Raw genomic sequence first — 12,463 nt, forward strand, 5'->3', positions numbered from 1 at the left:
CCCCGACGACTGCGACGGCCACGTGGGTGCCGTGGCCGGCATCGTCGGGGCCAAGGGCCAGGTCACCGGCGTCGCACCCGACGTCACCTTCCGCGCCTACAAGGTCTTCGGATGCCAGGGCGAGACGACCGCCGACATCGTCCTGCAGTCGCTGGAACGGGCCTACGCCGACCGGGTCGACGTGGTCAACATCTCCATCGGCTTCGACTACGCCTGGCCGCAGAACCCCGTCGCCCAGGGCGCGGACCGACTCGTCCGCAGGGGCGTCCCGGTCGTCGCGTCCATCGGGAACAACGGCACGAACGGCCTCTACTCCGCCGGCGCCCCCGGCGTCGGCAACCAGGTCATCGGCGTCGCCTCCTTCGACAACACGCACACCAACCTGCCGTACTTCACCATCACCCCGGACGGCACCAAGATCGGATACGACCCCCTCCAGGGCGCACCGCCGCCGCCCACCGGCGGCAGCTTCCCCATGGCCCGGACCGGCACGCCCACCACGGCCGACGACGCCTGCGCCGCCCTACCGGCCGGCAGCCTCACCGGCAAGGTCGCCCTCGTCCGACGCGGCACCTGCCCCTTCCACACCAAGGCACTCAACGCCGAGCTCGCCGGAGCGACCGGCGTCGTGATCTACAACAACAGGCCGGGACGATTCTCCGGCAGCACCCCCGGCGAACCCGCCCTGACCATCCCCGTCGTCGCCGTCTCGGACACCGAGGGCGCCCTGATCGACGGCCGGCTGGCCGCCGGACCGGTCACCATGACCTGGACCGCGGACAGGGCCTCGTTCCCGAACGCCACCGCCAACCAGATCTCGGACTTCAGCTCGTACGGGCCGACCCCCGACCTCGTGCTCAAGCCCGACCTCGGAGCCCCCGGCGGCTTCATCCGCTCCACCTACCCCGTCGAAAAGGGCAGCTACGCCACGCTCAGCGGCACCTCCATGTCGTCCCCGCACGTCGCCGGCGGCGTCGCCCTGCTGCTGCAGGCCAAACCCGGCACGTCCCCCGGGACCGTGCGCACCCTCCTGCAGAACACCGCCGACCCGAAGGCACAGGCCGGCGCCGCCGGCGCCCTGGACAACGTGCACCGCCAGGGCGGCGGCATGCTCGACATCCCCGGCGCGGTCCTCGCGAAGGCACGGATCGAACCCAGCAAGCTCTCGCTCGGCGAGAGCCAGACGGGACCCGCCACCCGGACCCTCACGGTCCGCAACCAGACCAACGCGGCGCGGACCTACCAGCTCACCCACGCGCCCGCACGCGCCACCGGACCGAACACCCACCAGGTCACCCAGCACGACGCCGCGGCCGGCGTCGCCTTCACCTCCGGCGGGAACCCCGTCACCCAGGTGACCGTCCCGCCCGGCGGCAGCGCCACCGTCACCGCCACGATCACGGCGCCCGCCTCGCTCGCGGACCGCGGCCTCTACGGCGGCTACCTGACCTTCACCGACACCCAGGACCCCGGCCAGGTCTTCCGCGTCCCCTACACCGGCTTCAAGGGCGACTACCAGTCGATCCCGGTCCTGACCCCGACGACCCGCGGCCTCCCCCAGCTCGCGCGACTGGCCGGGGCGGACTTCCAGAAGGTGCCGCCGGCCTCCGCGACCTTCTCGATGGCCGGCGAGCAGAACATCCCGTACGTGCTCGCCCACCTCGACCACCCGGCGCGCCAACTGCGCATCGACGTCTTCCAGGCCGACAACGGCCGCAACTGGGGCAGGGCGGTCGACCTGCAGTACCTCGCGCGCGACGCCACGCAGGACGCCTTCTACTACTTCCCCTTCAACGGTGAGACGAGGAGGGGCAACACGCCGATCACCGTGCCCAACGGGCAGTACGTCCTGCGGCTGACCGTACTGAAGGCGCTCGGCACCGCCCCGGCCGACACCGAGACCTTCACGTCGCCGGTCTTCACCATCGCCCGGTAGACGGTCCGCAGAAACCGGAAGGGCCGCCTCCCACGGGAAGCGGCCCTTCTCTCGGCTCTACGCCTACGGCTCAGTGCTCCTCGAAGAGGCTCGTCACCGAACCGTCCTCGAACACCTCACGCACCGCGCGCGCGATCGTCGGCGCGATCGACAGCACCGTGATCTTGTCGAGCTCAAGCGCACCCGGCACCGGCAGCGTGTCCGTGAACACGAACTCGCTCACCTTGGAGTTCTTCAGCCGGTCCGCGGCCGGACCCGACAGGATGCCGTGCGTGGCCGTCACGATGACGTCCTCGGCACCGTGCGCGAACAGCGCGTCGGCGGCGGCGCAGATCGTGCCACCCGTGTCGACCATGTCGTCCACCAGGACGCACACACGGCCCTTCACGTCACCGACGACCTCGTGCACCGTCACCTGGTTCGCGACGTCCTTGTCACGACGCTTGTGCACGATCGCGAGCGGAGCGTCCAGACGGTCGCACCAACGGTCGGCGACCCGCACACGACCCGCGTCCGGAGACACGATCGTCAGCTTCTCGCGGTCGACCTTCGCACCCACGTAGTCCGCCAGGACCGGAAGGGCCGACAGGTGGTCCACCGGACCGTCGAAGAAGCCCTGGATCTGGTCCGTGTGCAGGTCCACGGTCAGAATGCGGTCCGCACCCGCCGTCTTCAGCAGGTCCGCCACCAGACGCGCCGAGATCGGCTCACGACCACGGTGCTTCTTGTCCTGACGGGCATAGCCGTACGACGGAATGATCACGGTGATGCTCCGGGCGGAAGCCCGCTTCAGAGCATCGATCATGATCAGCTGCTCCATGATCCACTTGTTGATCGGAGCCGTGTGGCTCTGGATCAGGAAGCAGTCCGCGCCACGCGCCGACTCCTGGAAGCGGACGTAGATCTCACCGTTGGCGAAGTCGAACGCCTTGGTCGGAACGAGACCGACACCCAGCTGGTGCGCGACCTCCTCGGCCAGCTCGGGGTGGGCGCGGCCGGAGAAGAGCATCAGCTTCTTCTCGCCGGTCGTCTTGATCCCGGTCACAGCACTGTCTCCTCAGACGTGTTCTCTGGCCGCGACCCTCGCGCTCCCGTGCGCGCGTGCGAACCAGCCGAATTTGTGTGCACGTATCACGGTACGCCGAGTTCGACGTACCCGTTTCCGGTCAGCTTTCGCCGGCGGACTCCTCAGAGGCGACCTGAGCGGCCTGCGCGGCAGCACTGCCGGGCCGCTTCCGGGCCACCCAACCCTCGATATTCCGCTGCTGGCCCCGGGCCACGGCGAGCGAACCGGCCGGCACGTCCTTCGTGATCACGGACCCCGCGGCGGTGTAGGCCCCGTCCCCGATGGTGATGGGAGCCACAAACATGTTGTCCGAACCCGTACGGCAATGAGAGCCGATCGTGGTGTGGTGCTTCGCCTCGCCGTCGTAGTTCACGAACACGCTCGCGGCGCCGATGTTCGTGTACTCGCCGATCGTCGCGTCACCCACGTACGACAGATGGGGGACCTTCGTGCCCTCACCGATCGTCGCGTTCTTCATCTCGACGTACGTACCGGCCTTCGACTTCTTCCCGAGGTTCGTCCCGGGGCGGAGGTACGCGAACGGCCCCACGGACGCGCTCTCACCGATCACGGCGGAGAAGGCCACGGTGTTGTCCACCCGCGCGCCCTTGCCGACGCTGACGTCCGTCAGGCGCGTGTTCGGACCGACCACGGCGTCCTCGGCGACGTGCGTCGCACCGTACAGCTGCGTACCCGGCAGGATCACCGCGTCGGCCTCGAAGGTCACGGTCACGTCCACGAAGACGGAAGCGGGGTCCACGACCGTCACGCCCGCCATCATGGCCCGCTCGAGCAGCCGCTGGTTCAGCAGGGCGCGCGCCTCGGAGAGCTGCACCCGGTTGTTGATGCCCAGGATCTCGCGGTGGTCACCGGCGAGCGACGCCCCGACCCGGTGACCCGCCTCGCGAAGAATCGACAGCACGTCGGTGAGGTACTCCTCGCCCTGGCTGTTGTCCGTCCGCACCTGGCCCAGAGCCTGGGCGAGCAGCTTCCCGTCGAACGCGAACACACCGGAGTTGATCTCCCGGATCGCGAGCTGCGCGGCGGAGGCGTCCTTGTGCTCGACGATCTCGGTGACGGCACCGTCCGCGTCCCGCACGATCCGCCCGTACCCGGTGGAATCCGGAACCTCGGCGGTCAGCACGGTCACGGCGTTGCGGTCGGCGGCGTGCGTGTCGGCCAGCGCCTTCAGCGTCTCCCCGGACAGCAGCGGAGTGTCACCGCAGACGACCACGATGGTCCCCTCGGGCGTCTCGACGAGCTCCTCCAGCGCCATCCGCACCGCATGCCCGGTGCCGTTCTGCTGCTCCTGGACGGCGGTCCGGGTCCCGGCGTAGTACGCGTCGAGGTGCTCCTTCACGAGCTCCCGGGCGTGCCCGACGACGACGACGAGGTGCTCGGGCTCCAGCTCCCGGGCGGCGGACACGACGTGCCCGACGAGCGAACGCCCGGCGATCTCGTGCAGGACCTTGGGGGTCTTCGACTTCATGCGGGTGCCCTCACCCGCTGCGAGGACGACGACGGCTGCCGGGCGGTTGGCGCTCACGGGAATGCCCTTCGGCTTTGGGTGGTGGACGCACGAAGGATACCGGGGGGCAAGGGGGCGGACATGAGTGCGGGTCCTGACCTGGACGGTCAGGACCCGAACCGAGCTCTTGTGTGCTGTGGCTCCCGGAGAAGGATTCGAACCCTCATTCAATGGACCAAAACCATTTGTCCTGCCCTTAGACGATCCGGGATAGTTCGCCCGTTATGTCCGATTCCCTGACTGGGGGATCGGGACGGCCCCTACTATGCCGTACCAGGCCCCCTCGATGCGACGGTACAGATCGGCGCTGCCGAGGATCCGGATTGCCAGGCAGCCGTGGTAGTCATCGTTCACGTTCTTGCGGTTGGTTCGCGGGTTGTGGCGCTTGAGGGTCGTCTTGCCGAATGTCGAGGAGTCGACGCCGACGAGATCACCCCAGTACTGCTCGGCTCCGGCTACGTCGGCGGTCTCGTGGATCATCACGTAGTACCTCCGCCGCTCGGGCTCAACGCCGAGGAGGTCGAGCCAAGCGCTGAAGACCCGGATCATCCCCGGATCGCTGTTCACAAACGTCACGCGTTCGCGGCGGGCGTGCGGCTTGTCCTTCGTGCCCTCCGCCCAGTAGAGCCCGACGCCCAGCAGGAAGAGTTCGCGTTCCGACATCGCGCCGATCTCCTCGGATGCGGCGCGTTTGATGGCTTGCCGTTCCTCGTCGCGTCGGCGCAGGGTTGCCTCCCAGCCGCGCCTGGCGATCTCCGACGCCTCCTCCCGGGTCCGTTTCCGTTCCGGCTTCGGGAGGTCCCGTACCCACAGCGAGATCGAGCTCTTCGAGCAGCCCAGCTCGACCTGGATCTGGTCGTAGGTCATGCCCTGGAGGCGGAGCTCCCTGGCCCGGTCGCGGAGGTCGTCCTTCGCGTTCGGGCGCTTCGTCCATTCCGGCGGGGGTTCGCCTTCGAGCAGGCGGTTGAGGATGTCGTTGTTGTCGACGTGGAGGCGGTCTCGGATCTGGCGCCGGCTGAGGCCCTCGCGACGGAGGGCGACCGCCTGCTGGCGCAGGCTTTCGAAGTCCGCGTACTTGCTGGTGGCGGCTGTCATACGAACACCATCGTCCGGAATGCGGACATCCGGATCGAAAATGCGGTCGATTCAACAGTTCGAGGGACTGGTGTCCACGGCGTTGACGGTCGGCCTCGCCCGTAGGGTGGTGGGTATGACCACAACGGGGGCAGACCGGGACGCCGAGGGCGTCGGGACTTGGTGGTGGTGGGGGAGACGGCGCAGCGCCGTGCTCGACGTCGGGCTCGCGCTGGTGTCCGCGCTGGAGTGTGCCGTCGAGGGCGTCGGGTTCGCCGACAAGGCTTCGCTGCCCGTGCCCGTGGGGGTGCTGTTCGGGCTGGTCGTCGGGTCCGTGCTGCTCGTGCGGCGGCGGTGGCCGATCGTCGTCGTGCTCGTGTCGATCGCCGTGGCGCCGGCCGAGATGGGCTTCTTCATGGGGATCGTCGGGCTGTACTCGCTCGCCGCCTCCGAGGTGCCCCGGCGGATCACGGCCGCCCTCGCCGGGATGTCGACGCTCGCCGTGTTCGTCGTGACCGTGGTGCGGATGCGGCAGGACGTCGCCCAGGTCGACCAGGGGTCGCCGACCATCGATCCGAGCGGTTGGTACGTGCCGAGCGTCGCGCTCTTCATGACGCTCGGGCTCAACGCGCCGCCGGTTCTCTTCGGGCTTTACACAGGGGCCCGGCGCCGGCTCATGGAGAGCCTGCGCGAGCGGGCGGACTCGCTGGAGCAGGAGCTGTCGCTGCTCGCGGACCGGGCCGAGCAGCGGGCGCAGTGGGCGCGGCAGGAGGAGCGGACGCGGATCGCGCGGGAGATGCACGACGTCGTCGCGCACCGGGTGTCGTTGATGGTGGTGCACGCGGCGGCGTTGCAGGCGGTCGCGTTGAAGGATCCGCAGAAGGCCGTGAGGAATGCGGCCTTGGTCGGGGACATGGGGCGGCAGGCGCTGACCGAGTTGCGGGAGATGTTGGGGGTGCTCCGGGAGGAGGCCGTTCCCGCCGTTCCTGCCGCCGTGCCCTTGGCCGCCGTGGGGCGGGCCGCTGCTGCCGCCGCCGAGGCCGCCGCCGAGGACGGGCCCTGTCTGGATGCCCTGGAGGCCCTGTGCGAGCAGTCGCGGCTCGCGGGGGCGGTCGTGGAGCTGGTGGTGGCCGGTGCGGTGCGTCCGTATGCCCCGGAGGTGGAGCGGACGGCGTACCGGGTGGTGCAGGAGGCGTTGACGAACGTCCACAAGCATGCGGCGGGTGCGAAGGTCGTGGTGCGTCTGGCGCACCGGGACGAGGAGGTCGCGATGCAGGTGGAGAACGGGCCGTCGGATGCGGCGGTGGCCGATGCGGGGCTGCCGAGCGGTGGGAACGGTCTGGTCGGGATGCGGGAGCGGGTGCTGCGTCTCGGAGGTGTGTTCGTGTCCGGGCCCACCGACGCTGGTGGGTTCAAGGTGTCGGCGGTGCTGCCGACGGGGTCCGCCTAGGGCCTGTCCGGCGGATCAGGATCGGACAGTCCCTAGCCTGCCGTGAGGCGGGTCGGCTGGGCGCCCGTGATGAGGGTGGAGAGGGCCGCGTCGATGTCTTTGCCGAGGTACCAGTCGCCCGCGTGGTCGAGGCTGTAGACGCGGCCTTCGATGTCCATGGCGAGGACGGCCTGGTGTTCGCCCTCCTCGCCGAGCGGGGCGAGCTCGGTGTCGAGGGCGCGGCCCAGGTCGGCCAGCGTGCGGGAGAGGTGGAGGCCCGCGAGGGGGTCGAAGCGGACGGCGGCGGGTGCTATCTGCCGGCCGTGTCCTGGTGCGGTGATGCGCAGGCCGCCGAATTCGGCCCAGGCTTCGACGGCGGCGGGGAAGACGCTGTGCCGGTGGCCTGCGGGGGAGACGTGGGCGCGCAGGGTGTCGGCCCATTCTTCGGCGAGTTTGATGTCCCAGCGGCCGGGTTGCCAGCCGGCCTCGCGGAGGGCGGCGTCGACGTTGACCGGGAAGCGGGTGGTGCTGAGGTGGTCGGGCATGGGTGTGCGGTCAGCCGTTCTCGACAGGCGTGGTGGGGTCGACGGTGCGGACACCGAAGTGGGCGAGCATCGCCGTACAGGAGCGGCAGGGTGCCGCGTAGCTGCCGTGGAGCGGGTCGCCGTCCTCGCGGATGCGTCGTGCGGTGAGTTTGGCGTGCTTGAGGGAGCGGCGGGCCTCGCTGTGGGTGAGTGGTTTGCGCTGGGCGCGCTTGGAGCGGCTGTTCTCGGTGGCGGTGAGGTGCCGGGAGAGCAGGATCGCTTCGGGGCAGCGGCCGGTGAAGCGTTCCCGCTGGCTGCTGGTGAGGGTGTCGAGGAAGTCCTGGACGAGGGCGTGCAGGACGGGGGGCCGGTCGCCGCGGCCCGCGGTGCACGTGAGGGTTTCACCGCGGACGGAGAGGGCGGCTCCGACGGTGGGGAGGATTCCGTCGCGGCGGTGACGCAGTAAGGGTGCGCGGCCGGTCTCGGCGTCGCTGCTCCAGTTGAGGCGTGGGTCACCCTGTGTGGGCGTTGTTGCTGTGTGCATGGTGCTGGTCTTCCCCTCCTGCAATCCCCCGAGTTGCGTGGACAGCCTGCCAAATAGGGAGCCATATGGGGAAGCTGGGGCGGCGAAACGCGTCTTCGGTGTGTCGGAATCATGGTGGGGCTGTCATGGCGTCGTGACATTCGGTCACCGTCGGGCGGGGGCCGTTCGGGGTCTTGTGGCAGCGCATAGGCTGTGCGGGATCAGTCGGTAGTAGCAGTCAGCGACGCCAGTGCAGGGGGCAACCGCCATGACGACAGGTCGGCTCGGGCAGGACACCGCGCCACCGAACGCGGCCTACGCCGGGCAGGTCGTGCATTTCCCGGATCCGGTGCGTGCTTCCCGTCACCCCAGGGGGGTACGGGTGGACGAGCACGGCTACCCGGATTTCTCGCCGTACGCGCGGGCGGCGGCGGAGATCGCCGATCCGCCGGAGGGTTTCGGTGTCGACGAGCTGCGTCTGACGGACTACGTGTCGGCGAACGCGGCGATGGCGGCGACGGGTCATGAGCTGTGGGACGCGATCCCGGCGGTGGCGACGCCGCACGGCTGGACCTGGCATCACGTGGCGCGGTCGCGGCGGATGGAGCTGGTCCCGGTCGAGGTGAAGGCGCTCCTTCGTCACCACGGTGGGGTGGCGACGGCTGCGGTGGACCAGTCGAAGCGGGGTACGCGTCCGCTGCAGGAGACCCGGCCGGTGCACTTCGGGCTGCCGAAGGGCCGGGTGTCGGTGTCGGAGCAGCAGTTGCAGGGTGTCGAGGAGGATCTCGGCTACCGGCTGCCGGGGGCGTACCGCTCCTTCCTGAAGGCGGCGGGCGGGTGTGCTCCGGTGGGGGCGGCGCTCGACGCGGAGCTGGGGCTTCTGGTCGACCAGCCGTTCTTCACGGTGCGGGAGGAGGCGGGGGTCAATGACCTCGTCTACGTCAACAAGTGTCTGCGTGACCATCTGACGAAGGACTATCTGGGTGTCGCGTTCGTTCAGGGCGGTCTGATCGCGCTGAAGGTGCGGGGTGCGGCGGTCGGTTCGGTGTGGTTCTGCGCGTACGACGACGCGCGGGACTCCGGCGAGGTGGCGGCCGGTTGGACGGTGAACGAGCGGGTGGAGCGGCTGCTGTTGCCCTGTGGTGCGGACTTCGACGCGTTCCTCGGGCGTCTGGCGGGCAATCCGCCGGAGCTGGAGACGGTGGCGAACCTGATGGTGGACGGCGGCTTCGCGCGTGCCGTGCCCGTGGTCCCGGTGGGGGAGTGAGCTGGCTGTGGTGACGTTCGCGCAGGCGCAGGAGCGCGCCGAGGAATGGATCAACGGTGATCTGCCGGCGTATCAGCACCGTGAGGTGCGGGTGCGGGAGTTCGAGCTGGGGTTCGTGGTGTGGGCGGAGGACCGCGAGGGCGGTCCGACGTCGGACGGCGGGCGTCAGCGTCTGGTGATCGCGCGCAGTGGTGAGGCGACGCTGTGGCCGGGGTTGCCGGTGGGTGAGGTGATCCGGCGGTACGAGGAGGAGTACGGGGCGACGGACGAGGTTCCGGCGCAGGCGGCGGTGCCGGCGGCGCGGATCGATCTGAACCAGACGTCGTTCCTGTTGAGTCCGCCGGAGTGGCTGCAGGACGCGGCGGACAAGATCGGGCTGCCGAGGGAGGAGTCGCACGCCTCGCAGGAGAGCGCGAGTGCGTCGGCGGCGGTGGACGACGCGTCGGACGCGGTGGATGCGGTGACGCCTTCGGCTTCGGTGGCGTCGTCTGCTTCCTCTGCCCCGTCTGCTTCCTCTGCCTCTTCTTCTGCTTCGTCTGCTGCTTCTTCTTCGGAGGCCGCTACGGCTCCGGTTCCGGCTGCGGAGCCCGTCGCGGCTGCTGCTCCGGAGGACGACGCGTACGAGCCGACGGCGATGGACGGCGTTCCGGCGGAGAGTTCTGCGGCGGCGACGCCCGCGCCGGTGGCCCCGCCGGCTCCGCCTGCTCCCGCTCCCGTGTCGTCCAGCCCGTGGGTGGACGCGAACGCGAGTTCCGGGGGTGTGGACGGGGCGGTGCCGTTGCCCGCGACCGTCTTCGCGCCGCCGCTGTCGGGGACGGACGACGAGGACGCCCCGCCGCCGGTGGTGGGCGCGGACGCGCCGACCGCCCTGATGAAGGGGGGCAGCGCGCTGCCCCCGACCGCGATCGCGCCCCGGCTCGACCCGGCCGCGCCGGCTCCGGGCGCGGTGCCCCCGGCCCCGCCGACGCCGGCGGTCGCGCCCGCGCCCCAGCCTTCGCCGGCTCCGGGTCCGACTCCGGCTCCGGCTCCGGCTCTGGCTCCGGGCCAGGCTTCGGCTCAGGCCGGTCCGGGTGCGCCGCTGCCTCCGCCGCCCGCGCCCCCGGCGTCGGGTGCCGGGGACATCGCGGGCGCCGCGACGAGCAAGGCCGCGCTGCCGCCGAAGGCCGGGCGCGGTCCGACGCCGCCTCCGCCGCCGGGGGTTCCGGGGGTGCCGGGTGGTTCGTCGGGCTCCAACGCGTACATCCCCACGCAGCTGGTGTCGCAGCTCGGGCCGGACGGGCCCCAGCCGCCCGTGCCCGCGCAGCCGGGTCCGCCCGGTCCGCCGCCGGCCCCGCCGGGTCCGGTGACGCCGCCGCAGCCGGTGCACCACGCGGCGACGATGCTGGCGCATCCGAACCAGGGCGGTCCGGGTGCGCCTCCGCCGCCCCCGCCGCCGCCGGGCGTGCCGGGCGGCGGTACGCCCGCGGGCGGCATCGCGCATGCCGCGACGATGCTGGCGCACCCCGGTCCGGGCGGTCCGGCCGGTCCGCCGCCTCCGCCCGCTCCGGCGCCGCCGGTGCACGGCGGGCACACGCCGCCGCCCGCGCCCGGTCCCGTACCTCCGGGTCCCGTGCCGCCCGGTCCTGTTCCTCCGGGTGGTCCCGTGCCCCCGGCGTACGGCTATCCGCAGCCGGCGGGCCAGCCGATGGTCGGGCCCGGCTACCAGGCGGTGCTGCGCTACCGGGCGCCGGACGGTTCGGAGGCGCAGATCATCCGGCGTTCGGCGCCGGGCACCCCGCATCCGGAGTGGCAGATCCTGCACGAGCTGCGCGCGATGAACGTGCCGCCGCAGCAGGTGCTCGAACTCCACACGGAGCTGGCGTCCTGTGAGCTGCCGGGTGGTTACTGCGCGCGGATGATCCGGGAGACGTGGCCGCAGGCGCGGATCACGAGCATCGCCCCGTACGGCCGTGATCACGCGGGCCGGCAGCAGGGCATGCAGCAACTCCTGACCCATCAGGGCGAGTTGCACCAGGTCGCGGACGGTCCGGCGCGTCCGGCTCCGGTGCGGGCGCCGCTGCCGCAGGTGCAGCCGGCGCCGCCGATCCCCCCGGAGGGGATCGCGCAGGAGCTGGCGGGTGCGTTCGGTCCGGGGATCCTCCGGTTCGACCAGCGGGCGGTGTCCCGGCAGGGCGTGCCGGAGATCGTGGCGCGCACGCTGGTGTGGGCGGGGCTTCCGGCGGACTTCGGTCCGTTCTTCTGGGCGCAGCCGGCGGTGCCGGTGGTGCCGACGCTGGCGGAGCTGGCGGCGCAGCGGCAGGTGCAGGCGGCGCCGGACGCGAGTTCGTACCTGGTGCTCGGTTCGGACTTCGGCCGGGCGATCTGCGTCCAGTACGGGACCGCGCACATCGTGGCGGTGCCGGTGGAGGCCGGTCCGGGCGGGCAGTCGGTGCCGCCGCAGTTCGTGAACACGGGGCTGCCGGAGTTCACGCGGTCGATGGCGCTGCTCGGGCGGATGTGGCGGCTGCGGTTCGGGCTCAACCCGGAGCAGGCGGGCCGTTGGACGGTCGATTTCCAGGCGCAGTTGGCGATGCTGGATCCGGCGGCGTTGTCGTCGCCGGAGAACTGGTGGTCGGTGCTGCTCGAACAGATGTGGGACGGCCTGCTCTAGGTCTGCTTGAGATCTGCTCCGGGTCTGCTCTACGTCTTCTGTAGGCAGGGGTAGACCGAATGTGATGAAAGGCGCTCGACGTGTGTGCACGTTGGGCGTCTTTTGTCCGTTCTGATGGCGCATCCTGGTTGTTCGAGGCCAACGGGAAGGGGCGTCAGGGATGAGTTTCGCCGTCGGACGGGGGCGCGGGTACCGCCCCGAGCAGGTCGACCGCTACCTCGCCGCGCTCTCCGACGAGCGCGACGCCGCCTGGGAGCGGGCGGCGCGGCTCACCGTCCTCGCGAAGGAGATGGAGACGGAGGCCGCCGGGCTCCGCCTGGCCGTCAAGCAGCTCGTCCCGCACCGGTACGAGTCCCTCGGCGAGGGCGCGCAGAAGATCCTGGAACTGGCCGAGCGGGAGGACGAGAAGCTCGTACGGGCCGCCGAGGCGGAGGCGCAGGCCCTCGCGGAGGCGGCGGACGCGGCG

The 12,463-nt window shown here is 71.0% G+C and carries 9 protein-coding genes, 1 tRNA gene and 1 pseudogene; 5 read left to right on the forward strand and 6 right to left on the reverse strand.

The window, feature by feature from the left end:
* The coding region (locus CCN56_RS15905) for a S8 family serine peptidase (RefSeq protein WP_086827499.1) at nucleotides 1-1,936 on the forward strand (1,936 nt) is incomplete at its 5' end.
* Between the two features lie 70 nt (nucleotides 1,937-2,006).
* On the opposite strand, the gene CCN56_RS15910 is transcribed toward CCN56_RS15905, so the two are convergent.
* The 4 genes from CCN56_RS15910 to CCN56_RS15925 all read right to left on the reverse strand — a co-directional run bounded on the left by CCN56_RS15910 (nucleotide 2,007) and on the right by CCN56_RS15925 (nucleotide 5,625).
* The gene (locus CCN56_RS15910) at nucleotides 2,007-2,981 is read right to left on the reverse strand and encodes a ribose-phosphate diphosphokinase (protein WP_030690291.1); all 975 of its coding nucleotides are present in this window, start codon (nucleotides 2,979-2,981) and stop codon (nucleotides 2,007-2,009) included.
* A 121-nt stretch (nucleotides 2,982-3,102) separates the two neighbouring features.
* Nucleotides 3,103-4,548 (reverse strand): bifunctional UDP-N-acetylglucosamine diphosphorylase/glucosamine-1-phosphate N-acetyltransferase GlmU, encoded by a 1,446-nt coding sequence (gene glmU, locus CCN56_RS15915; protein WP_086827501.1) that lies wholly within the window; start codon nucleotides 4,546-4,548, stop codon nucleotides 3,103-3,105.
* Between the two features lie 119 nt (nucleotides 4,549-4,667).
* A tRNA-Gln gene (locus CCN56_RS15920) sits at nucleotides 4,668-4,741 on the reverse strand.
* 11 nt (nucleotides 4,742-4,752) lie between these two features.
* Complete coding sequence (locus tag CCN56_RS15925) at nucleotides 4,753-5,625, reverse strand: hypothetical protein (protein ID WP_086827502.1); 873 nt, start codon at nucleotides 5,623-5,625, stop codon at nucleotides 4,753-4,755.
* A 115-nt stretch (nucleotides 5,626-5,740) separates the two neighbouring features.
* Here CCN56_RS15925 and CCN56_RS15930 point away from each other — a divergent pair, with 115 nt between their 5' ends.
* On the forward strand, nucleotides 5,741-7,054 hold the full coding sequence (locus tag CCN56_RS15930; protein ID WP_086827508.1) for a sensor histidine kinase: 1,314 nt from the start codon (nucleotides 5,741-5,743) through the stop codon (nucleotides 7,052-7,054).
* A gap of 32 nt (nucleotides 7,055-7,086) precedes the next feature.
* On the opposite strand, the gene CCN56_RS15935 is transcribed toward CCN56_RS15930, so the two are convergent.
* Together CCN56_RS15935 and CCN56_RS15940 are read right to left on the reverse strand one after the other, a co-directional pair.
* The gene (locus tag CCN56_RS15935; RefSeq protein WP_086827504.1) at nucleotides 7,087-7,578 is read right to left on the reverse strand and encodes an SUKH-3 domain-containing protein; all 492 of its coding nucleotides are present in this window, start codon (nucleotides 7,576-7,578) and stop codon (nucleotides 7,087-7,089) included.
* A gap of 10 nt (nucleotides 7,579-7,588) precedes the next feature.
* On the reverse strand, nucleotides 7,589-8,101 hold the full coding sequence (locus CCN56_RS15940; protein ID WP_086827506.1) for a YwqJ-related putative deaminase: 513 nt from the start codon (nucleotides 8,099-8,101) through the stop codon (nucleotides 7,589-7,591).
* A 247-nt stretch (nucleotides 8,102-8,348) separates the two neighbouring features.
* On the opposite strand from CCN56_RS15940, the gene CCN56_RS15945 reads away from it, so the two are divergent.
* The 3 genes and pseudogenes from CCN56_RS15945 to CCN56_RS15955 all read left to right on the forward strand — a co-directional run.
* Nucleotides 8,349-9,347 (forward strand): SMI1/KNR4 family protein, encoded by a 999-nt coding sequence (locus tag CCN56_RS15945; protein WP_086827510.1) that lies wholly within the window; start codon nucleotides 8,349-8,351, stop codon nucleotides 9,345-9,347.
* 7 nt (nucleotides 9,348-9,354) lie between these two features.
* Nucleotides 9,355-11,997, forward strand: a complete 2,643-nt coding sequence (locus tag CCN56_RS15950) for an SUKH-4 family immunity protein (protein WP_086827512.1) — start codon at nucleotides 9,355-9,357, stop codon at nucleotides 11,995-11,997.
* A gap of 160 nt (nucleotides 11,998-12,157) precedes the next feature.
* Nucleotides 12,158-12,463 (forward strand): annotated as a pseudogene (locus tag CCN56_RS15955) (cellulose-binding protein); the annotation flags it as partial.

The organism is Streptomyces sp. NRRL B-24572 (genome assembly GCF_002156145.1).
GTDB lineage: Bacteria > Actinomycetota > Actinomycetes > Streptomycetales > Streptomycetaceae > Streptomyces > Streptomyces vietnamensis.

Bases quoted from the DNA above. Each gene is read 5' to 3' on its own strand.
- CCN56_RS15930 (WP_086827508.1), top strand. From the start codon at position 5,741: ATGACCACAACGGGGGCAGACCGGGACGCCGAGGGCGTCGGGACTTGG.
- CCN56_RS15925 (WP_086827502.1), bottom strand. From the start codon at position 5,625: ATGACAGCCGCCACCAGCAAGTACGCGGACTTCGAAAGCCTGCGCCAG.
- CCN56_RS15945 (WP_086827510.1), top strand. From the start codon at position 8,349: ATGACGACAGGTCGGCTCGGGCAGGACACCGCGCCACCGAACGCGGCC.
- CCN56_RS15940 (WP_086827506.1), bottom strand. From the start codon at position 8,101: ATGCACACAGCAACAACGCCCACACAGGGTGACCCACGCCTCAACTGG.
- CCN56_RS15935 (WP_086827504.1), bottom strand. From the start codon at position 7,578: ATGCCCGACCACCTCAGCACCACCCGCTTCCCGGTCAACGTCGACGCC.